The sequence below is a fragment of the Microbacterium sp. Z11_20 genome (assembly GCF_057197605.1).
This window is the reverse complement of the sequence record NZ_JBXVOQ010000002.1, coordinates 527,079-548,535: the sequence shown is the minus strand read 5'-3', so window position 1 is coordinate 548,535 and position 21,457 is coordinate 527,079. Positions and strand designations below refer to the sequence as shown.

20 protein-coding genes are annotated in these 21,457 nt (G+C 69.3%); 10 read left to right on the top strand and 10 right to left on the bottom strand.

All coding sequences use genetic code 11. The features are described from left to right. Positions 1-44: 44 nt before the first annotated feature. The 3 genes from ygfZ to AC2DFQ_RS07655 form a co-directional block, all read right to left on the bottom strand. Positions 45-1,148 (bottom strand): CAF17-like 4Fe-4S cluster assembly/insertion protein YgfZ, encoded by a 1,104-nt coding sequence (ygfZ, locus tag AC2DFQ_RS07665; RefSeq protein WP_484533483.1) that lies wholly within the window; start codon positions 1,146-1,148, stop codon positions 45-47. Further along, complete coding sequence (locus AC2DFQ_RS07660; protein WP_484508583.1) at positions 1,148-1,747, bottom strand: heme-binding beta-barrel domain-containing protein; 600 nt, start codon at positions 1,745-1,747, stop codon at positions 1,148-1,150. The genes ygfZ and AC2DFQ_RS07660 overlap by 1 nt, the downstream gene beginning before the upstream one ends. 163 nt (positions 1,748-1,910) lie before the next feature. Beyond that, the gene (locus AC2DFQ_RS07655) at positions 1,911-2,201 is read right to left on the bottom strand and encodes a hypothetical protein (RefSeq protein WP_484508582.1); all 291 of its coding nucleotides are present in this window, start codon (positions 2,199-2,201) and stop codon (positions 1,911-1,913) included. Positions 2,202-2,310: 109 nt separating this feature from the next. Between AC2DFQ_RS07655 and AC2DFQ_RS07650 the strand changes: the two genes are divergently transcribed. Next, positions 2,311-3,003, top strand: a complete 693-nt coding sequence (locus AC2DFQ_RS07650) for a winged helix-turn-helix domain-containing protein (protein ID WP_484508581.1) — start codon at positions 2,311-2,313, stop codon at positions 3,001-3,003. 10 nt (positions 3,004-3,013) lie between these two features. Here AC2DFQ_RS07650 and AC2DFQ_RS07645 read toward each other — a convergent pair whose 3' ends face one another. From AC2DFQ_RS07645 to AC2DFQ_RS07620, 6 genes are all read right to left on the bottom strand, one after another. Further along, positions 3,014-4,282, bottom strand: a complete 1,269-nt coding sequence (locus AC2DFQ_RS07645; RefSeq protein WP_484533482.1) for an ABC transporter permease — start codon at positions 4,280-4,282, stop codon at positions 3,014-3,016. Next, positions 4,279-4,956 (bottom strand): ABC transporter ATP-binding protein, encoded by a 678-nt coding sequence (locus tag AC2DFQ_RS07640; RefSeq protein WP_484533481.1) that lies wholly within the window; start codon positions 4,954-4,956, stop codon positions 4,279-4,281. Before AC2DFQ_RS07640 ends, AC2DFQ_RS07645 begins: the two co-directional genes overlap by 4 nt. Then, positions 4,953-6,593 (bottom strand): efflux RND transporter periplasmic adaptor subunit, encoded by a 1,641-nt coding sequence (locus AC2DFQ_RS07635; RefSeq protein ID WP_484533480.1) that lies wholly within the window; start codon positions 6,591-6,593, stop codon positions 4,953-4,955. The genes AC2DFQ_RS07640 and AC2DFQ_RS07635 overlap by 4 nt, the downstream gene beginning before the upstream one ends. Further along, the gene (locus AC2DFQ_RS07630; protein ID WP_484533479.1) at positions 6,590-7,645 is read right to left on the bottom strand and encodes a hypothetical protein; all 1,056 of its coding nucleotides are present in this window, start codon (positions 7,643-7,645) and stop codon (positions 6,590-6,592) included. Before AC2DFQ_RS07630 ends, AC2DFQ_RS07635 begins: the two co-directional genes overlap by 4 nt. Before the next feature lie 131 nt (positions 7,646-7,776). Then, positions 7,777-8,910, bottom strand: a complete 1,134-nt coding sequence (locus AC2DFQ_RS07625; protein ID WP_484533478.1) for a hypothetical protein — start codon at positions 8,908-8,910, stop codon at positions 7,777-7,779. A 131-nt stretch (positions 8,911-9,041) separates the two neighbouring features. Further along, positions 9,042-10,043 carry a hypothetical protein gene (locus AC2DFQ_RS07620; RefSeq protein WP_484533477.1) on the bottom strand — a complete coding sequence of 334 codons (1,002 nt, stop codon included), beginning with the start codon at positions 10,041-10,043 and terminating at the stop codon, positions 9,042-9,044. A 245-nt stretch (positions 10,044-10,288) separates the two neighbouring features. Between AC2DFQ_RS07620 and AC2DFQ_RS07615 the strand changes: the two genes are divergently transcribed. From AC2DFQ_RS07615 to AC2DFQ_RS07600, 4 genes are read left to right on the top strand one after another with little or no spacing between them, the layout of a single operon-like run. Then, entirely contained in the window at positions 10,289-11,500 is a 1,212-nt protein-coding gene (locus AC2DFQ_RS07615) for a sensor histidine kinase (protein WP_484533476.1), read from the top strand. After that, entirely contained in the window at positions 11,497-12,189 is a 693-nt protein-coding gene (locus AC2DFQ_RS07610) for a response regulator (RefSeq protein ID WP_484533475.1), read from the top strand. The genes AC2DFQ_RS07615 and AC2DFQ_RS07610 overlap by 4 nt, the downstream gene beginning before the upstream one ends. Before the next feature lie 60 nt (positions 12,190-12,249). Further along, positions 12,250-14,418 carry an RNA degradosome polyphosphate kinase gene (locus AC2DFQ_RS07605; protein ID WP_484508573.1) on the top strand — a complete coding sequence of 723 codons (2,169 nt, stop codon included), beginning with the start codon at positions 12,250-12,252 and terminating at the stop codon, positions 14,416-14,418. Next, positions 14,415-15,353 carry an NUDIX hydrolase gene (locus tag AC2DFQ_RS07600; protein ID WP_484508572.1) on the top strand — a complete coding sequence of 313 codons (939 nt, stop codon included), beginning with the start codon at positions 14,415-14,417 and terminating at the stop codon, positions 15,351-15,353. Before AC2DFQ_RS07605 ends, AC2DFQ_RS07600 begins: the two co-directional genes overlap by 4 nt. On the opposite strand, the gene AC2DFQ_RS07595 is transcribed toward AC2DFQ_RS07600, so the two are convergent. Beyond that, positions 15,239-15,757, bottom strand: a complete 519-nt coding sequence (locus AC2DFQ_RS07595) for a hypothetical protein (RefSeq protein ID WP_484533474.1) — start codon at positions 15,755-15,757, stop codon at positions 15,239-15,241. The two genes, AC2DFQ_RS07600 and AC2DFQ_RS07595, sit on opposite strands and share 115 nt — an antisense overlap. A gap of 205 nt (positions 15,758-15,962) precedes the next feature. On the opposite strand from AC2DFQ_RS07595, the gene pstS reads away from it, so the two are divergent. From pstS to AC2DFQ_RS07570, 5 genes are all read left to right on the top strand, one after another. Then, positions 15,963-17,075, top strand: coding sequence for a phosphate ABC transporter substrate-binding protein PstS (gene pstS / locus AC2DFQ_RS07590; RefSeq protein ID WP_484508570.1), 1,113 nt, complete (start codon positions 15,963-15,965; stop codon positions 17,073-17,075). Positions 17,076-17,147: 72 nt separating this feature from the next. Then, on the top strand, positions 17,148-18,092 hold the full coding sequence (pstC, locus tag AC2DFQ_RS07585; protein WP_484508569.1) for a phosphate ABC transporter permease subunit PstC: 945 nt from the start codon (positions 17,148-17,150) through the stop codon (positions 18,090-18,092). 1 nt (position 18,093) lies between these two features. Continuing rightward, positions 18,094-19,200 carry a phosphate ABC transporter permease PstA gene (pstA, locus tag AC2DFQ_RS07580; RefSeq protein ID WP_484533473.1) on the top strand — a complete coding sequence of 369 codons (1,107 nt, stop codon included), beginning with the start codon at positions 18,094-18,096 and terminating at the stop codon, positions 19,198-19,200. Between the two features lie 33 nt (positions 19,201-19,233). Continuing rightward, positions 19,234-20,013: a phosphate ABC transporter ATP-binding protein PstB gene (gene pstB, locus AC2DFQ_RS07575; protein ID WP_484508567.1), complete on the top strand. Its 780-nt coding sequence runs from the start codon at positions 19,234-19,236 to the stop codon at positions 20,011-20,013. A 310-nt stretch (positions 20,014-20,323) separates the two neighbouring features. Next, positions 20,324-21,145 (top strand): type IV toxin-antitoxin system AbiEi family antitoxin domain-containing protein, encoded by an 822-nt coding sequence (locus AC2DFQ_RS07570; protein WP_484533472.1) that lies wholly within the window; start codon positions 20,324-20,326, stop codon positions 21,143-21,145. The last annotated feature ends 312 nt before the right edge of the window (positions 21,146-21,457 follow it).

Sequence of the window (21,457 nt, the reverse complement as noted above, 5' to 3'; positions counted from 1 at the left end):
TCGGCGTCGTCGCGAGGCCGGGTCGGCGTAGCCGCGCGGCCGGGTCAGCCGGCGGCGGTGCGGCGCCCGAGGCGCGGCAGACGCGGAACGGACGCCGTGGCTCCCGCGTCCGAAGGCACGACCACCTGCTGCGCTGCGGCGACGGGACCCTCCGCGGTGTCCACCACCAGCTCGGCGTCCACGGGAGCGGTGCGCTTGACCAGGGCGAGGGCGATCGGACCGTCCTCGTAGTGCCACGCGGACGACGTGATCGCCCCGATGACGGTGTCACCGACGCGGACGGCGTCCCCACGCGCCGGAAGGATGCTGTCACTGCCGTCCAGGTGCAACGCCACGACGCGGCGAGGCGGGTGACCGAGATTGTGCACCTTCGCGACCGTCTCCTGACCGCGGTAGCAGCCCTTGGACAGGTGGACCGCGGTCCGCAGCCAGTCCAGCTCGTGCGGCAGCACCCTCTCGTCCGCATCCGCCGAGATGCGCGGGCGCCACGCGGCGATCCGCAGCGCATCGACGGCGTCCAGGCCCGCGAGCGTCCCGGGCGAGGAGGTGGCCACGTCGATGAGGCGGGCCAGTTCGGCGCGCTCCACCACCGCTTCGGCCCAGTCCCGGTCGATCCCGGGATGGTCGACCGAATTGGCGTACGCATGGCCGCCGGGCGCGACATCCGGCCACGGATCGCGCCAGATGACGGGAACGCCCGCGGGGGCGATCGCCGTCACGGTCTGGACGGCGGCGGCGGTGCCGCCCACCACCGCGAGGTCGGTCGAGCGATCCGCAACCTCGACCCGCAACCGGAACCGCATGCGCTGCAACCACGCCAGGAGGCCCTCGGCATCGGCCGCATCCACCAGCAGCCACGTCGTGGCGCCGTCGTCGAGCACCGCGGCGGCGTGCTCGACGTGACCCTGAGGGTCGAGGATGAGCAGTTCCGTCGACGCCCCGGCGGGAAGATGTGTGAGCGCCTGCGACGACAGCGAATCCAGCCAGCTCAGCCGGTCTTCGCCCGCGACGGTGAGGATGCGGCGGTCATCCAGCGGCGCCAGTGCGCGTCCGGCGGCCAGGGCGCGCTGCTCAGTGAGCGGACCTCCGAGGTGGCGGAGCCCGTGCTCGTCGGAGACGGCGCCCGGTACGCGCGTGTAATCGCCCATCAGTCGGCTCGCGCCAGTCGCGCCGAGGCGTGAGAGGTCAGCTCGGACCCCAGGGCCGCAATGTCCCACGCCCACAGCAGATGGCCTTCGACGAGCCCGTACATCCGGGTGGCGGCGGTGTAAGGCTTGGCGCCGGCGGTGCGCACCACCGCGTCGGTGGCCATGTCGATCCGTGGCCCGCGCACCTGGCCGAGATAGAGCTCGCTGATGCCGTCGGCGTGCACGAGGGTCACCTCGATGTCGAAGCCACCCGCGTCGTTGCGGAGGGTTTCGACGTCATCGACGGTGCGTTCCGGACCTGACACGAGTGCCGGGAGGAGGCCCGGACCGGCGTCGGTCGCGGTCGCGGCCCGGCTCAGACGCCAGTAGCCCATCTCGGCGACGAGCGGCGCCGGCTGGCCGTCCCCCAACAGCCAGGCGCTGGCCGAGTAGTTCAGGTAGGGCCCGCCGTCGTGGCTGAAGCTCACCCGGTGGGAGAACTCGCCGGTGTAGTGATGGTCGCCCGCCGTGTAGTCCAGCACGCCCGTCCCCTCCCAGACACCGACGAGCCACGAGAGTGGCGCAAGGTCGGCGGGAAGGTCTGTCGGCAGCTCGAACACGAGGCGACCGTCAGCGCTGACCGCGGTACAGGTTCTTCACGACGACGCCCGACACGAACATGATCGCCAGCGAAGCAAGGCCCAGCAGCCCCACGAAGAACAGTTCGAGCGCGACGAGATCCATGCGCTGAGTTTATCCCACGCGCCCCTCGCGGCGGGCGGCTCAGCCGGGGACGATCGCGGCGAGCGCGAAGCCGGCGCTGATGACTGCCATGACGACCATCGCACCCAGCGCACTCGCGGCCACGCGGACGAGGAACTCCTGCGAGCGGCCGTACCACAGCTGAACCGCGAAGGAGAGGACCACGCACGCTCCGAGCCCCACGATCACCCACGCGGCGCGCCAGTCCTCGGGGACGAAGACGCCGATTCCGATGCCCGTCAGCGCGGCCACGATCCACACGGCGAGCACGCCCCACACGGTACGGCGGGGTGCAAGCTCCGGAACGGTCATGTGCGCCATTCTCGCTCAGGTCGGGCCCGTCTGCACGCGCGCGCGGGACCGGTCCCGACTCGCCCTAAGATATGGGGGACATGCGGCCCGCCGCATCGGGGAGGTCCGGTTGGCACAGCTTCTCATTCTCAGTTCCGCGCACAGCGGTGGTCCCGTGCTGCCTTCGCTCGAGCTGCTCAGCCACCGGGTGCGTCAGATCCCGGCCGAGCCCGCCCAACTGGTGAACGCCCCCAGCGCCGATGTCATCTTCATCGACGCCCGCCTCGACCTCGTCGGTGCCAAGTCGTTGTGCAAGATCCTCAACACCACGGGGCTCGACGCGCCGCTGATGCTCGTGATCACGGAGGGCGGCCTGACGGCCGTGTCCCCCGACTGGGGCGTGGATGACGTCATCCTGGTCACCGCCGGACCGGCCGAGGTCGACGCCCGCATACGCCTGGCCATCGGCCGGATGTCCAAGGAACAGGTGTCTACCCGCATCCAGACGTCCGGTATCACCATCGACGAGTCGTCGTACTCAGCGAAGGTGCACGGGAAGCCTCTCGACCTCACCTACAAGGAGTTCCAGCTCCTCCACTTCTTCGCCACGCACCCCTCGCGGGTGTTCACGCGGGAGCAGCTGCTCAGCGAGGTGTGGGGGTACGACTATTTCGGCGGCACCCGCACCGTCGACGTGCACGTGCGGCGCCTGCGCGCCAAGCTCGGCGACCTCGAGCAGCTGATCGGCACCGTGCGCAACGTGGGGTACCGCTTCAACGTCTACGAGGACGATCAGCTGCCGACGCCCTCTCCCACGACCTGACGCCCGTCGTTCACTCCGCGCGCAGGGCGGCGACCGGCTCGATCCGCGCGGCACGGCGGGCGGGGAGCCACCCGGCCAGGAGGCCCATGGCTCCGCCGAGACCTGCACCACCGGTCGCCACCAGCACATCCACGGCCGGAGCCCAGCCCTGCGACAGCGAGATGGCGATCACGGCGACCACCCCGCCCACCGCGCCGATCAATCCGCCGACCAGTCCGAGAATCGCGGATTCCACGATGAACTGGCCGGCGATCTGGCGTCCGGTTGCGCCCAGGGCGCGACGCAGACCGATCTCGGCGGTGCGTTCCAGGACCGAGAGCATGGTGACGTTGGCGATGCCGAAGCCACCGGCCAGCAGCACGACGATCGCCAGGATGAGGAAGACGGCGTCGAGGCTCCCCTGCACACTCCGCTGAAGGAGGCTCTCCCCCGGTGGCGCCCCCACCTCCAGGACCTCCGGCGTGTCGGGGAGGATGGCGCGTGCCGCCTGCGCCGAGACGATGGGCCCTCCTCCCGGATCCAGCCGGATCTGGACCTCAGCCGGGCTGACGATCCCGAAATCCGACTGCGCCGCGCCGGTCGGGATGACCACCGCGCTGAGCAGCTCGGCCCGGTACCGGGTGTCATCGAAGATACCGATGACGGCGTAGGGCTTCCCTCCCACGAAGATCGACGGTTGGGAACCAACCCCTGCGAGACCGAACTTCTCCGCGGCATGAATGCCGAGAACCGCGACGCGGTCGGCCCGCTCCTCATGGCCGCGGTCGAACATCCGGCCGGAGACGAGCGACCCCTCCGTCGTGTCCAGTACATCGCTCGATGCCGCGATGAGGCCCGGCGGACTCGTCTCGGCGCGGGTCGGGTCGTGCACCTGCACCGCCTCGATGGCCACGTCGTCACTCGGGATTTCGGACAGGGTCGCCGCGCTCGCCACCCCCGCCAGCGTCGATACCCGGTCAGCGGCGTCCCACGGCAGCTGACCCATCGGTACGGGCTCACCGTCGGGCCCGGGCGCCTCGAGAGGTCGGACGAGCGCCTGCGCCCGGGAGGCCAGTTCGAACTGCCGGGCGATTTCGCCGGCACTGCTCTGGGAAAGCCCGACGGTGGCGATGAGCGCGCCGACGCCGATGACCGTTCCGGCAAGGGTGAGCACGAGCCGGGTCGGACGCGATCCCAGATCGCTGGTTGCCTCCGTCACCAGATCGAGAACGTCGTAGCGGTCGCCATCGCGGACCTCGGCCGGGATGGCGCTGCGTTTGCGCCGTCTGAGCCGGATCATCGCACCTCCCCCATCCGCCCACTCGCGATGCGGATCTGCCGCGAGGAGCGACGCGCGACGGACTCGTCATGGGTGATGACCATCACCGACAGCCCGTCGGCGTGCAGATCCTCCATGAGGCGCATGGTCTCGGCCGCGGTCTCCTGATCGAGGTTTCCGGTCGGTTCGTCGGCGAGAAGGAGAGCGGGTCGGGACACGACGGCGCGCGCCACGGCGACACGCTGCCGCTCGCCACCGGACAGCACCGACGGCGAGAAATCGACCCGATGCGCCATCCCCACGCGGGAGAGGGCGTCTCGCGCGTACCGTTCACGATCGGCGCGGGGGGTCCCGTCGTACAGCATCGGCAGCATGACGTTCTCCAAGACGCTCCGGCGGGCCAGGAGATGGAAGGCCTGGAACACGAACCCGATTCGCTGGGCGCGAAGCGCTGCACGCCCGTTCTCATCCAAGACCCCGGTGAGAACGCCCGAGAGGAGATACTCCCCTACGGTCGGCCGGTCCAGGAGACCGAGGATGTTCAGCATCGTGGACTTCCCCGACCCGCTCGGACCGACGATGGAAACGTAGTCGCCGCGTTCGACGACGAGGTTCACCCCGCGGAGGGCCTGCACTTCCGGTGGGCCCGGAAAGGAGCGGGTGACGTCCCGCAGTTCGACAACGGGCTCGCTCATCGACCCACCACCACGATGTCGCCCTCGTCGAGCTCGCCCTCCAGGGCGCGCACCTCCACCCCGTCCGCGGTGGAGAGGCCCGTTTCGACCACCACGACGCGAACGTCCGCCTGGTCGCCGTCGCGCGGGTCTCCCTCCACGACCTCGACACGCGTCTCCCCTCCCGAGCCGGATGTCAGCGCCGCAGCAGGCACGGAGAGCACCGCTCCGTCCGTCGCACCGACAGGGATACGCACCAGCACGCTCTGGCCGCGGAGTTGCTCCTCCGCTTCGGGGGTCAGCGGGTCGGGAATCAATCGCACGCTCCAGCCGGTCGCGTTCTCACCCTCTGCAGATGCCACGGGGTCTGCAGGTGCCACGGTGTCGACCACGGCGCGGTGTTCGGTTCCATCCGGCAACTCGAAGAACGCCTCGGCGCCACTGGACACCAGCCCGGCGTCTGCTTCCTCGAGCGCGCCGGTCACTGCCAACGCGGCACCCGAGAGGGTCATGGCCGGTCCGGACAGCACGGCTCCCTGCTGAGCCGTCACCGCATCGACACGGCGGGGAACGTCTGCAAGGTAGAGGACCTCCGCCGCGGGGAGCACCGGCAACGCGTCGTTCTGCGCGCGGGTCAGCGATTCTCGCGCACTGTTGAGCTCCTGCTCGGCCCCCTTCACCGCAATGGTTTCCGCCCGCACGTCGGGTGGAACCGACAACTCCTGACGCTGAGCCTGCGCGAGGACGAGCGCATCGCGGAGCGATGCCAGCAGCACCGCGTCGCCCGGGGTGGCGGCCTGGGCCGCATCGAGCTCCCGCTGAGCGGCGGCGACGGCGTTGTCCGCCGCGAGGATCTCGGGCTTAGGCGCACCGGCGCGCGCCAGACCGAGCTGGTGGCGCGCCAGTTCGAGCGCCTGCTCGCTCTGGCGAACCGCGTCCTCGGCTTGCTGGACAACCTCCTCGGCCTCCTCCTCTCCTTCGGGTGCGGCATAGCCGACCTTCTCGTAGAGCGCCGCAACCGCTGCGGCCGTCGTACCGTCGAACACGTCCCCCGCCGGATCGCCGCCGTCCAGCCCGACAGCGCGCAACGCGGTCTTGAGCTGCACGACGTCCGGCCCGTTGAGGCCCACCCGAAGGTTCCGGTACGACGGAACGCCGCCGGGGAGCACGATGAGCGGACGACCATCCACTTCCAGAGCGACCGAGAGGGTCGTCAACTCGGAGCCTCCCGCCGGAATCCGGCCCGTCACGATGCCGGCGCCCCCGTCGGAGGTATTGATGACCACCTCGATCGGGTCGGCGTACGCGGCATCCATGCGCACCAACAGTTCGCTCCGCAGTTCGCCCAGGACGACCGGGGTCGTGATGAGCCCCGCCCGCGGTGTCTCGGCCGCCGCCGGCGCCATGATCCGCCCCGTGACCAATCCGACGACAAGCGCGAGGCACGCGGACATCGCGACGACCCACAGCACCCTGTTGCGTGCGAACAACTCCCGCACGCGGGCTCCGTGCAACGAGGGGAGGAGATCCCGCCACCGCCGCCGGGAAACAGGACTACTGTCCTCGGATGCGGGTGCCAGGTCGAGCAGGTCGGTCGCCTGCTCCCCCTGCGCGCCTTCTGCGTCTTCCGGGGCGCGCTTCTTGACTCGCGGAGTCACTGGTTGTCCCACTGCAGGTACGCTGCCTGCAGCGCGTCGAACGCCTCCTGGTGATCGGCTATGAACTGCTCTTCCTGGGCGACTTGGATCGCGTACTGGGTGTCCCAGTAGTCGACCTCCTCACGGCACTCGAAATCCGTCAGAGCCAGCTCACGCTCCTTCTCGGCCAGCGCGGTGAGCGCATCCATCGCGGGCGGCGTCGGCTCCGTGAACTCGCCTTCGTTCATCCTCTTGAATTGGGCTTCCTCAGCAGCCGGATTCACGGACCAGAGGGCCTCGTGCTCATTCTTGATCGACAGCATCGCATCCTCCTGGGCGGTGAACCCGGGGTGCCCCTTGTCCGCCATGCACGCCCCCCACGACGCCTCCAGCTCCGGGATCCCCGGCCACGACATCTCTTCGAATTCCGTGATCGCTTCGAACAGCGGTATGTGTTCCGGCATTAGCTGAGGATGTTCGCCCCCGGCAGCGGTGTAGGCCTCGCCCTCGCACCCGCTGAGGGCGCGGTCGTACGCGTCTCGTTGAGCCCGGGACAGACTGTCCCGGTACACCTCATTGGGTTCGGGGTTCGCGAGGTATTCCGCGTTGTCCTCCGCGCGTTTCTTGAAGTTGTGATACCCGTAGGGCTTGTCCATGGACCTCTGGGGGTTCTCGACGACCCCGTACCCATAGCTCGTGACCCACTCCCGGTCCTCCCGATCAGCGTCGGAGACCCCCTCGATGTCAGTGGTGACGTCGGTGCCCCCGGATTCGGGAGGGGTAAGAGCGGGTGAGAACTCGAACCCATCCGCCTTCATGCACTCCGCGATGCGGTCGCTCCGCTTGGTGGCTTTTTCCAGTTGTCTCTTCGACAGCTCTTCCGGGCTGAGGTTGCCCCCCCACCAGCTGTCCTTCCAGAACTGCGCGAGGGGTGTCAGCGGGCGACCGTCCTCCGTCGCGGTCGTGCCCGCTGATGGCTGCGACGCACCCGCCTCCGTCCCAGGGGTTGCGGTGCACGCGGACAGCGCGGCGAGGGCGAGCAACGAGAAAGCAAAAACGAGTGGACGTTTCATGATGGTCTCCGATTCGGGTCTTATCCCCACCGAGTGTTCTCCTCGCGGGCTCGCGGGGCGTCGGCGGGATGGCGCTTTCGGGTCATCCGAACGGGTGAGGGCAACCCCTGCTCCCCCTCGGGGTCTTGGGTTTACCGGCTACCACCCTGCTGCTCGTACGCTGCGCGTAGCGCGTCGAATTCCCGCCGGTGGTCGTCCATGAACCGCTCTTCCTCGGCGAACTGGATGGCACGATAGGTATCCCAGTAGTCGACCTCCTCACGGCAGCCGAGATCGATCAGGGCCAGTTCCCGCTCCTTCTCGGCCAGGGCGGTGAGCGCCTCCATCGCCGGCGGCGTCTGCTCCGTGAGCTCGCCTATGGCCATGTCCCCGCTTCTCTCCGCGGGGGCGCGGTTCGCCGCCGCCCAGAGCGCCGTGTGCTCATCCCTGATCGAGGCATCAGCATCGCGTTGACTCGTGAAACCGGGACGCTCGTTCTCGGCCATGCATACCGACCACGACGCGTCCAGCTCGGGGATCCCCGGCCACGGGAAGGTGGCGGACAGGTCCGCGATAGCTTCGAACAGCGGCTTGTGCTCCGGCATGTCCTCAGGGCGCTCGCCCCGAACAGCGACATAGGCCTCCCACTGGCACCCGCTGGAATCCGGCTCGATGCCGGACGCGGCATCCTCCTCCGTGTAGGGCGGACCCGAGAAGGCGAGGTTGTACGCCTCCCGCTGAGCCGGCGACAGACTTTCCCGGTATACCGCGTTGGGGCTGGGGTTCGCGCGGGCCTCCACGTCGCTCTCTGCCTGCTCCTTCTCGAACTGGTACCCGTAGGGCTTGTCCATCGACCTCCCCGGATTCTCGACCACCCCGTACCCATAGCTCGCGACCCACTCCCGGTCGTTCCGATGGGCCTCGGAGACCCCGTCGTCGTCGACGGGGTTGCCCGACTCATCTACGTTGTCCACGTCGTAGTCGGGAGACCAGGGAGTCGGTGTGTACTCGAAGCCCTCCGCCTTCATGCACTCCGCGATGCGGTCCTCCTCCTCGGTGGAGAGCGCCAGGTCTCGTCTCGTGCGCTCCTCCGGGCTGTCGTCCCATCCGTGGACCTCGGACATGAACTGGTTCACGGGCGACAGCGGGAGACGGTCGGATTCCTCGGTCGCCGTCGTACCCCCGACCGGCTGGGAAGCACCCGCCTCGGTCGCGGGGCTTGCCGTGCACCCAGACAGCGCGGCGAGGGCGAGCAACGAGAAAGCAAAAACGAGTGGACGTTTCATGATGATCTCCGATTCGGGTCTTATCCCCACCGAGTGTTCTCCTCGCGGGCTCGCGGGGCGTCGGCGGGATGGCGCTTTCGGGTCATCCGAACGGGTGAGGGCAACCCCTGCTCCCCCTCGGGGTCTAGGCGTTACCGGCTACCACCCTGCTGCTCGTACGCTGCGCGCAGTGCGTCGAATTCCCGCCGGTGGTCGTCCATGAACCGCTCTTCCTCGGCGAACTGGATGGCACGATAGGTATCCCAGTAGTCGACCTCCTCACGGCAGCCGAGATCGATCAGGGCCAGTTCCCGCTCCTTCTCGGCCAGCGCGGTGAGCGCCTCCATCGCCGGCGGCGTCTGCTCCGTGAACCCGCCTGTGAGCATCTCTTCGCTGCTCTGGGCCGACTCCGGGTTCGCCGACGCCCAGAGCGCGTCCCGCTCACGCGCGATCGACACCTGCGCTTCCTCGTGCCGACCGAACCCCGGGCGCCCGTTCTCGGCCATGCACGCCACCCACGACGCCTCCAGCTCCGGGATCCCCGGCCACGGGAACGTGGCATAGAAGTCCTCGATCGCGTCGAACAGCGGCTTGTGCTCCGCCATGTCCTCGGGATTCTCACCCCGCACAGCGACGCGGGCCTCCCACGCGCACCCGCCGGGCTCCGGCTCGACGCCGGACGCTTCATCCGTCTCCGTGTACGGCGGGCCCGAGAGTGCGAGTTCGTATGCCTCTTGTCGAGCCCGCGACAGAGTCTCCCAGTAGGCCCAATTGGGGTCGGGGTTCGCGCGCGCCTTTCGCTGCTCCATCTCGAAGTTGTACCCGTACGGCTTGTCCATCGACCTGGCGGGATTCTGGACCATCCCATACCCGTATTGCGCGACCCACTCCCGGTCGTCCCGATCGGCGTCGGAGATCCCCTCCACGTCGGTGTTCTCCCGGTATTCGGGAGCGGAGGGATTAGGCGTGTACTCGAAGCCCTCCGCCTTCATGCACTCCGCGATACGGTCCTGCTCCTCCGTCGAGAGGGCGAGTTCTCGTTTCGTCCGCTCTTCAGGGCTGACGTCTGACCCCCTGACCTCGGACATGAACTGGTCAAGGGGCGACAGCGGGAGACGGTCGGACCCCTCCGTCGCCGTGGTCTCCTCGGGCACCGCTGTCCCCCCGGACGACTGAGAAGCACCCGTCCCCGCCGCAGGGGTTGCCGAGCACGCAGACAGCGCGGCAAGGGCGAGCAACGACAAGGCAATGACAAGGGGACGTTTCATCACGGTCTCCGATCGGGTCTGATCCCTAGCGACTGTTCTCCTCGCCGGCTCGCCGGGCGTCGGCGGGATGGCCCTTCCGCGTCATCCGAACGACGGACGGCGTACTCGCCCCACCGGCGTACGGTTGTGCCATGCCCAGGTGGTTCCGCGACGGTGGATCGATCGCCGGCGACGCTGTGGTGGCGGCAGCGGCCTTCGCGATCGCGGTGGGAACGATCCTCGTTGCGGCCCGGAACGGCTGGTACCCGAACGACTTAGACAGCTACCTCGGGTGCGCTGCCCTCGCGGCCGCGGCCTGGCCGGCATCACGCCTCATCCCGAAGACCACTCTGGCCATCGTCGCCCTGGTCGTCGCGCTGCCGGAGTGGTGGTTCGACGTCCCGGAGGTGAGGGTGACCCCCCTCGTGGTCGCCAGCTTCGGCGCCGTGCTCCGTGGTGCGCCCATGATCTTCGTCGCGCCGGTCGTGGCAGTGTCGGCCGCGGTGGCGATCGTGTACCTGCCCATCCGCGACATCCCGATCAATCCGCAGTTGTTCGGGGTCTATGCGGCCCTGCTGCCGGACCCGTCGCGCCGCGTCCTGGTGGCCGTCGTCCTCGTCGTCGTCGTCGCCCTCGGGTATGCGATCCGCAGGCAGCGTGCGATCGCCGAAGACCTCCGCACCCGCAACGCCGAACTGCTCGCGCTGCAGGAACGGGATCGTGAACGCGTCGCCGCGGAAGTGCGCACGACGATCGCCCGCGACATCCACGACGTCGTCGCCCACCACGTCAGCGCCATGGTGGTACGCGCGCAGGCGGCAGCCCGGGTCGGATCGGACGATCCCCGCGAGCTGCGAGACACGCTGGGTGAGCTGGCGACCGACGGAAGCAACGCGCTGACGGCGATGCGCCGCGTCGTGCGGATCCTGCGGAGCGACGCGGCCGCTTCGCCCCAGACCGAACGCGAAATGGATGCCGAGTTCGCCGGCATCGTCGACCGGGTACGGGCCAGTGGCCGCGCCGTGGAGGTGAGCGGGTCGGTCGGGGTCGGCACGGAGTTCGTCCGCACCGCTCTCCTGCGCATCGCTCAGGAGGCGCTCACGAACGTCCTCCTGCACTCCGACGCCCGCCGCGTGACCGTCGCGTTCGCCTCCACCGGCACGGGGGTGGGGGTGACCGTGACCGATGACGGGTCGCCGTCGCCGCAACTCGACGCCTCACCGGGCGGGAACGGCATCGCCGGCATGACCGAACGCGCACACGCCGCAGGGGGATCCCTCACAGCCGGTCCGCTCGCCGGTGGGGGGTGGCGGGTGACCGCCTCGCTTCCCGCCACCGGCGTCGCTTCGAAGGAGAGCAGATGACCGGAGAACAGCTGACCGTGGTGGTCGCCGACGACCAACCAGTGGTGCGCGCCGGTTTGGAGGCGATGCTGGACGCCGAGCCGGACATCAGCGTCGTCGGCGCGGCGCCGGACGGCCAGGTGGCGGTGGAGCTGGCGGCGGCACTGCGGCCCGATGTCGTCCTCATGGACATTCGGATGCCGCGGCTCGATGGGATCGCAGCCACACGGCGCATCATCGACGCGCGAACCGCTCGGGCCGTGGTGATGATCACGACGTTCGACGATGAGGCCTACCTGCTCGACAGCGTGCGCGCCGGCGCCTGCGGGTTCCTCCTCAAGGACGCCGGGCCCGACCTGCTGGCCGCGGCCGTTCGCAGCGCCGTCCGCGGCGACGCGCTCATCGATCCGGTCATGACGCGCCGGCTCATCGAACGCCGGCTCGAGGTGTCCACCGTCGATGCCGTGACCGCCAACGCGTTCGGACAGCGACTGGCCGAGCTCACGGACCGAGAGAAGGACGTCCTGGCGGCCATCGCGCGCGGCCTCAGCAACGCCGAGATGTCGGCCGAACTGTTCGTGAGCGAGGCCACCATCAAGACCCACATCAGCAGGGTGCTGGCCAAGACCGACACCCGAAGCCGGGTGGGGGCCGCGGTCTTCGCCTACGAGAGCGGGTTCATCCGGCCGGGGCACCCGCAGCGGGACTGAGCGGGACGATGACGACATCCGTTCGTGCCGGAGTTCCCTTTCCCCTGCAATGATGAAGAGATGATCGGACACGACGTGCTCGACGCCGGCCTCGGCGACGCTGACGACGATGACTTCGATGAGGCGGTCGAAGCAGTCGACGCGCAGCTTCCCGAGAATCGTTACCTGGACCGGGAACTGAGCTGGCTGGCCTTCAACCGCCGGGTGCTCGAGCTGGCGGAGGATCCCAGCCTGCCGACGCTGGAACGGGCGAACTTCCTCGCGATCTTCGCCAGCAACCTCGACGAATTCTTCATGGTGCGCGTCGCGGGGCTTCAGCGGCGCATCGTGACGGGCCTGGCGGTGCCGACGAACGTGGGCCGGGCGCCGCTGGACGTCCTGGCCGACATCTCGGCCGAAGCCCACCGCCTGCAGGTGCGCCACGCGGCGGCGTGGACCGAGCACGTCCGCCCGACCCTCGCCGAAACGGGAATCGAGGTGGTCCGGTGGGACGATCTCGACGACGACGAGCGGGCGCGCCTGTCGGAGTACTTCCAGACGCAGGTGTTCCCCGTCCTCATGCCGCTGGCCGTTGACCCGGCGCACCCGTTCCCCTACATCTCGGGCCTGTCGCTCAACCTCGCCATCCGGGTGCGCAACGCCCGCTCCGGCCGGCAGGAGTTCGCGCGCCTGAAGGTGCCGCCGATGCTCCCCCGCTTCGTGCAGATCCCCAGCGAGCGGGGCAAGTGGCGTTACCTGCCGCTGGAGGACCTCATCGCCAATCATCTCGGCGACCTGTTCCCGGGCATGGAGGTGCTCGATCACCACGCGTTCCGCCTGACCCGCAATGAGGACGTCACGATCGAGGAGGACGAGACCGAGAACCTGATCCAGGCGCTCGAGGCCGAGCTCCTGCGACGACGGTTCGGTCCGCCCATCCGCCTCGAGATCACCGACGACATGGATGACCTCACTCTCGACCTGCTCTTGAGCGAACTCGACATCACCGAGCAGGAGGTGTACCGCCTCCCCGGACCGCTGGACCTCCGCGGACTTTTCGACCTGTCGCGCATCGACCGGCCCGACCTGCGCTATCCGCCGCACGTGCCCAAGACCGCCGTGGCGTTCCAGCCCCCGGAGCAGAACCGGCGGGCCGATATCTTCGCCGCCATCCGGCGGGCGGACGTGCTCGTGCACCACCCCTACGAGTCGTTCGCCACGAGCGTGCAGGCGTTCCTGGAGCAGGCCGCGAAAGACCCGCACGTCCTCGCCATCAAGCAGACGCTCTACCGCACCTCGGGCGACAGCCCCATCGTGCAGGCGCTGATCGATGCCGCGCAGTCCGGCAAGCAGGTGCTCGCACTCGTGGAGGTCAAAGCGCGCTTCGACGAGGCCGCCAACATCGTGTGGGCGCGGAAACTCGAGAAGGCCGGCGTGCACGTCGTGTACGGCCTCGTGGGGCTGAAGACCCACTGCAAGCTGGCACTGGTGATCCGCGAGGAAGACGGCGTGCTGCGCCACTACAGTCACGTGGGCACCGGCAACTACAACCCCAAGACCAGCCGCATCTATGAGGACTTCGGGCTGTTCACCGTCGACAACGAGGTCGGTCGCGACCTCACCCGCCTCTTCAACGAACTGAGCGGCTACGCGATCGAGAAGAAGTTCAAGCGGCTCCTCGTCGCCCCGCTTCACCTGCGCAAGGGCCTCATCCGTCTCATCGACAAGGAGCGGCGCCACGCGCTGGCCGGTAAGCCCGCCCGCGTACGTATCAAGGTCAACTCGATGGTGGACGAGCAGATCATCGACGCGCTGTACCGCGCCAGCCAGGCCGGCGTGCCCGTCGAGGTGTGGGTGCGCGGGATCTGCTCCCTCAAGCCCGGTGTCCCCGGTCTCAGCGACAACATCACGGTGCGTTCGATCCTGGGTCGCTACCTGGAGCACTCGCGCATCTTCGCGTTCGACAACGCCGGCGACACTCAGGTGTTCATCGGCAGCGCCGACATGATGCATCGAAACCTCGATCGCCGAGTCGAGGCGCTCGTGCGTGTCACGGCCCCCGAGCAGATCACCGATCTGACCGAGTTGTTCACCGTCGCGATGAGCCCCGACACGACGTCGTGGCACCTCGGCTCCGACGGGGAATGGACGCGCCACAGCACCCACAAGGACGGCAAGCCGCTCATCGACCTGCAGGAGAAGACGATGGCCTCGGTGCAGCGCCGACGCCGCGCCCGGGCGGCGCGATGACCGATAGCGCCGTCTACGCCGCCGGCGGCGTGGTCTGGCGCCTGGTGGAGGGCAAGCCCCGGGTCCTCCTCATCCATCGCACGAAATACCGCGACGTGACCCTGCCCAAGGGGAAGGTCGATCCCGGCGAGATGCTGGCCGAGACCGCCGTGCGCGAGATCCGCGAGGAGACGGGGATCCAGGTGAGCCTGGGCGTGCCGATCGGCGTCGCCCGCTACGGTCTGCCCAACTCGCGCGAGAAGGTCGTGCACTACTGGGCGGCCGAGGCGACGGATGCCGCGGTGCGGGCGTCGTCGTTCGTGCCGAACAAGGAGATCGCCGCCCTCGAGTGGACGAGTGTGAAGCACGCCCGCACCCGGCTCAGCTACCCCGTCGACCTCGAGATCCTCGACGCGTTTCAGGCCCTCGTGGATCAGGGTGTCACCCGCACCTTCCCGCTCGTGGTCCTGCGGCACGGCAAAGCGAAGTCCCGCGCGCACTGGAGCGGCCCCGACGCATCCCGCCCCCTGACCTCCCGCGGGCAGCGACAGGCCAGCACGGTCACCGGTCCGCTCCTGGCCTTCGGGGTGCGCAAGATCATCTCCAGCCCCGCCGAGCGGTGCGTCAAAACCGTCGCCCCGCTGGCGGCAGCCCTCGCGCGGCGCATCGAACAGACCCCGCTCATCAGTCAGGACGCGTGGGAGGACGGCACCGCCGACGTGCGCGCGGTCGTGGGCGAGCGGGTGCGGGCGCGCCGCCCCGCCGTGCTGTGCAGCCATCGGCCCGTGCTGCCCGAGATCCTCAACGAGCTCGCACTGGCCACCGGCACGCTCCCCGGGTCCTACCTCGGCAGTGCGTCGTCGCTGGAGACCGGCGGATTCTCCGTCGTCCACTTGTCGGTCGACCACCCGGGATCCGGGATCGTGGCCATCGAGACCCACGAGCCGAAGGTCTGAGCGCCACGGGTCGCCTCCGGACGCACCACGGCCGGCAGGCCGGCGGCACGCGCGGCCGGGACGGTCGCGACGACGGGCAGGGAGTCCGCCATCGCCGCGCGGACACGATCCTGCGTCGCTGCCGCACGCGCGCGCTCGCGTGCCGCCTGATCGCGCACCGCGTCGTGGGTGGCCCGGCGGAGGTCGGCAGCGGCCTTCTCGGCGCTCCTGCGCACCTGCTTCGGATGCGACGCCACATCGTCGGTGGCAGCGACCCACTGCGCGACGTCCGCGGCGCGTTTGCGCAGCGCCCGGCCGGCCTTGTCACCGACCCGTTTCGACGCCTTCCGTGCCGCGCGGGCAGCGTGCGCGGCATCCGCGAGCGCCTCGAGCGCGCGCGCCTCGGCAGGGGGTCGCTTCGCCATGGTCCCACTGTAGAAGCCGGACGGGCGGCCTGGACGCGCACGGCGCAGCGACGCGGGACGGCCGAGACCCGTTCACCTCCCGTTCACCGCCGGAGCGCATCCTCTTAAGGGCCCCCGCCTACGTTTCAGATCGAACCTGCACCAGGTTCGATACCCGAAGCCCTACCCGGGGCGTCACATCCCTGACACGTGAAGGATTCACACAGTGAAGATCTCCCGCATCGCCCAGGCGGGCGCTGTCGCCGCAATCGCGGCCCTCGCCCTCGCCGGCTGCGCCGCCAACGAGACCTCGTCCGGCGACTCGACGGGCAACGCCCCCGTCTCCGACCTCTCCGGCGAGATCGCCGGTGGCGGCGCCTCGTCGCAGGAGGTCGCAGTCCAGGCCTGGACCGCCGGTTTCCAGACCGCCCACCCCGACGTGACCATCACGTACGACCCCGCCGGTTCGGGCGCCGGGCGGGAGTCCTTCCAGGCGGGCGCCTTCCCGTTCGCCGGTTCGGACCGCGCCTTCACAGCGGAGGAGATCGCCGAAGGTCCCTTCGACGGCTGCGTGGAAGGCTCCGGGATCATCGAACTGCCGACCTACATCTCCCCGATCGCGGTCATCTTCAACCTCGAGGGCATCGAATCGCTCAACCTCGACGCGGCCACCGTGGCGGGCCTGTTCGCCGGCACCATCACCAACTGGAACGACCCGGCGATCGCGGCGCTGAACCCCGAGGTCACCCTCCCCGACCTCGCGGTCACCCCGGTGCACCGCCAGGACGACTCGGGCACCACCGAGAACTTCACGGACTACCTGTTCCAGGCGGCCCCCGACGTGTGGACCTCCGAGCCCGACGGCGTGTGGCCTCTCGACAGCGGTGAAGGCGCCAACGGCACGTCCGGCGTCGTCTCCGCCGTGGCGGGCGGCAACGGCACCATCGGGTACGCCGACGCGTCGCGTGCCACCGAAGAGGGCCTGTCCACCGTGGCCATCCAGGTCGGGGACGAATTCGTGCAGTACTCGCCCGAGGCCGCCGCGGCCATCGTCGACGCCTCGCCGTTCGAAGACGGGCGCGAAGAGGGCGACCTCGCGATCGCACTCGACCGCACCTCGCAGGAGGCGGGTGTCTACCCCATCGTCCTCATCAGCTACATGATCGCGTGCCAGGAGTACGTCGACACCGCCGTCGCCCCGATCGTGAAGGGCTACCTCGAGTACATCGCCAGCCCCGAGGGTCAGGAGGCCGCCGCCGAGGCGGCCGGTAGCGCGCCGATCAGCGACAGCCTGCGCGAGCAGGTCAACGCGGCGATCGAGCTCATCGTCACCGAGTAAGACCCCGATGCCCGGTCCGGCCTCGCGCCGGACCGGGCATCGCTCAGACCAGCCAGATCGAGACAGGACCCCATGACCGCCACCACGGCTCCGGCCCGGGAGAAGCCCAAACAGCGCCCCGGTGATCGCGTGTTCTCGAGTACCGCGCTGTTCGCAGGCTCGATGATCCTCGTGACCCTCGCCGCAGTCACGACCTTCCTCGTCGTCCAGTCCATCCCCGGACTCACCGCCACGAGCGAGGATGCTTCGCTCCTTCCGGGAAACTTCTGGGCGTACGTCTGGCCGCTCGCTTTCGGCACCGTGTGGGCGTCGTTCCTCGCGCTCGTGATGGCCGTGCCGCTCTCGGTCGCCGTCGCCCTCTTCATCTCGCACTACGCCCCCCGCCGTCTCGCGCAGGGCCTCGGATACGTCGTCGACCTCCTGGCCGCCGTGCCGTCCGTCGTCTTCGGCCTGTGGGGCATCCTCGTGCTGGCCCCGGCCGTGCAGCCGATCTACGGCTGGCTCACGGTGAACGCGGGCTGGTTCCCGCTGTTCGCCGGCGACGCGTCGGCCACGGGCCGCACGATCTTCACCGCCGCGATCGTGCTCGCGGTGATGGTCACCCCGATCATCACCGCCATCTGCCGGGAGATCTTCCTCCAGACCCCGGTACTGCACGAGGAAGCCGCCCTCGCCCTCGGTGCGACGCGCTGGGAGATGATCAAGATGGCCGTTTTCCCCTTCGGGCGCAGCGGCATCGTATCGGCGTCCATGCTGGGCCTCGGTCGCGCCCTCGGGGAGACGATGGCGGTCGCGATGGTGCTCTCCGCCACCGGGATCATCACCTTCCGGCTCTTCACGTCGCAGAATCCCAGCACGATCCCGGCGAACATCGCACTGACGTTCCCCGAGGCGTACGGGGTCAACATCAACGTCCTGATCGCCACCGGCCTCATCCTCTTCGTCGTCACCTTCGCCGTGAACGCGCTGGCCCGGTGGATCGTCAGCCGGCGCAAGGAATTCTCGGGAGCCAACTGACATGACCATCACCGCTCCCCGCCTCCAGGCTCCCCCCGCGGGCCCCGTGCGCGAGCATCACCAGCTCACCAGCGGCCGTCTCCCGCGGTGGGTGCCGTGGGGCATCCTGGCCGCGAGCGCGGTCATCATGGCGCTCGTCTTCGCCGTCCTGGCAATCGCCGGCGATACCGGCTTCGACGTCGCCGGCTGGGCCGTGCTCACCGCTCTGGTCTACCTGGTGCTGATCACGGCCATCTCGACCTTGATCGAGGGGCGCCGCAAGGGCGTCGACCGGCTCGTGGTCGGAGTGGTCGCGACCGCCTTCGCCATCGCGATGGTCCCGCTCGTGTCGGTGGCATGGACCGTCCTCACCAACGGCATCGCCGGCATCAGCGCGGAATTCTTCAGCCACTCCATGCGCAACGTCGTCGGCGAGGGCGGCGGCGCGCTGCACGCGATCGTCGGCACCCTGCTCATCACACTGGCCGCCGCGGTCATCTCCATCCCGATCGGCATCTTCACCGCGATCTATCTCGTCGAATACGGTGTCGGCAACCGCCTGGCACGGGGCATCACGTTCCTCGTCGACGTGATGACCGGGATCCCGTCGATCGTCGCGGGCCTGTTCGCGTACGCCCTGTTCGCGCTCTTCCTCGGCCCCGGCATCCGGATGGGCATCATGGGCGCCATCGCGCTGTCGGTGCTGATGATCCCGGTCGTCGTGCGTTCGAGCGAGGAGATGCTGCGGCTCGTGCCGAACGAGCTGCGGGAAGCGGCATACGCCCTGGGAGTGCCGAAGTGGCTGACGATCAGCAAGGTCGTCCTCCCGACCGCCATCGCCGGCATCACCACCGGCGTGATGCTCTCCATCTCGCGGGTCATCGGTGAGACCGCTCCGCTGCTTCTCACCGCGGGGGTGGCGACCTCGATGAATTACAACCTGTTCGAAGGCCGGATGGCCACCCTGCCGGTCTTCGCCTATTCGCAGTACATGAACCAGGGCATCCCCGCCCAGGCCTACATCGACCGGGCGTGGGCCGCCGCGCTGGTGCTCATCGTCATCGTGATGCTGCTCAACCTCGTCGCGCGCCTCGTGGCGAAGGTCTTCTCCCCCAAGCTGAGCCGCTGAGGCTCCCTCCCCCGAACCGAAACCCGAGGAATCGTGTCCAAGAGCATCGAAGTCAACGATCTGAACGTCTACTACGGCGACTTCCTCGCCGTCGAGGGTGTCGGACTCACCATCGAGCCCCGCACCGTGACGGCCTTCATCGGCCCGTCCGGCTGCGGGAAGTCGACCTTCCTGCGCACACTCAACCGCATGCACGAGGTCATCCCCGGCGCCCGCGTGGAAGGGCAGGTGCTGCTGGACGGCGACGACCTGTACGCCCCCAACGTCGACCCGGTGCTGGTGCGCCGACAGGTGGGCATGGTCTTCCAGCGTCCGAACCCCTTCCCCACCATGTCGATCCGTGAGAACGTGCTGGCCGGCGTGAAGCTCAACAACAAGCGCATCTCGAAGTCGGACGCCGACGATCTCGTCGAGCGCTCGCTGAAGGGCGCGAACCTCTGGAACGAGGTCAAGGACCGGCTCGACCGACCGGGCTCAGGACTCTCCGGCGGCCAGCAGCAGCGCCTGTGCATCGCCCGCGCGATCGCGGTCTCCCCGGAGGTCATCCTCATGGATGAGCCGTGCTCGGCGCTGGACCCGATCTCCACGTATGCGATCGAAGAGTTGATCGCGGAAATGAAAAACGACTACACCGTCGTCATCGTGACGCACAACATGCAGCAGGCTTCTCGCGTGTCCGACCGCACGGCGTTCTTCAACATCGCCGGCACGGGCAAGCCCGGCAAGCTCATCGAGTACGACGACACGGCGACCATCTTCACCACCCCCTCCGTGCAGGCCACGGAGGACTACGTCTCCGGACGTTTCGGCTGATCCACCCCGGTGCCGCCGGGTGCCGCGGGGGCACCGGGGTGCGGGCGGCGGCGCCGGCTCCCGGGCGGGCGTGGCGGGCGTGGGTGCGGGCGTGCGCCCTCGGGTGCACCGCATCCGCCGCCCCGTGCACAACGGCGGAGATCATCTCCGACACGCCGCTCGCCGGGCCCGGACATCGGCATGTCGCGCACCATGTCCGCAATTGTGTCGAGCGGTCACCCCTCCTCCCCAGCCTCGGCCCGGGGCGGTCCGCCCACAGATCGAGTCAGCAGGCCACGGCGAGCTGACGCGGGGCCGCACCATCGAGCGCATGTGCGACCCGCGGGAGGCTTTCGCGACCTACCGGATGCTGCGCGACAGCGGCCTCTCGAGGGCGCAGCTGAGCGCTCAATTACGCTCCGGCATCCTCGAGCGAGTGCGCCGGGGAATCTACGCCTCCCCGTCCGCATGTGATCCGGCCCGCACCGCCGTCGCCCACGGCGGAGTGTCGGCGTGCGTGACAGCAGCCCGGCACGAGGGGCTGTGGGTCATCGATGCCGAGCCCGCTGCGCACGTGTGGATGAAGCCGGACGGGCATACCCATCGGCACGACGGATGCATCTGCGTCGAGCACTGGGATGACGCCGAGGCGCCCGATGCCTTCGGGTTTCCCTCCATCCCCCGCATCCTGCGCCAGGTACTGGCATGTCGTGGCGTGGAAGAGTTCTTCGTCGTGCTGGAATCGGCTCTGCGACTCGGGCGCATCGATGCCCGGGGTATCGGCTGGCTCCAAATCCACACGAACGACGCCGCGCGGGAGGCTCTCGACTTCGCGCGCTCGGATGCGGACAGCGGACTCGAGTCGCTCGTGCGTTGGCGCCTCCGACGCCACGGCCTCACCGTGCGCACGCAAGTCCGGGTGCCGGGGGTCGGACGGGTGGACCTCCTGATCGGTGACCGGCTCATCCTGGAAACGGACGGCAAGGACAATCACGCGGCGCCGGATATGCGGCACAAGGACCTGGTACGCGACGCATACGCGGCCATGTGGGGATACGTCACGCTGCGCTTCGACTACGCGCTCGTCATCCACGACTGGGATCTGGTCGAGCGCGCGATCCTCGCCCACGTCGCGGCGGCGCGCCATACCTGATCCGCGGTGCCGTCGGTCACCGCGTCGCCGCGCCGCGCCACGCCGGGCACTGCCGCGCATCGCCTCGCCTCGCCGGGCACAACGGCGGAGATCGACGCAGACACGCCGGCGTCGCGACCCCCGTGTGGGGGCGTCGCTCGAAATGTCCGCCGTTGTGCACGGGCGGATGCGGGAGCCCGGGGTGCGGGGACCGATACTGGCGGGCGGGCGGGAGCCCCGGGGTGCGGGAGCCGCGGGCCGCGGGATACGGGCGGCGGTGCCGGCTCGCGGGCGGGGGGCGGGGGCGGGAGCCCGGGGGTGCGGGAGCCGCGG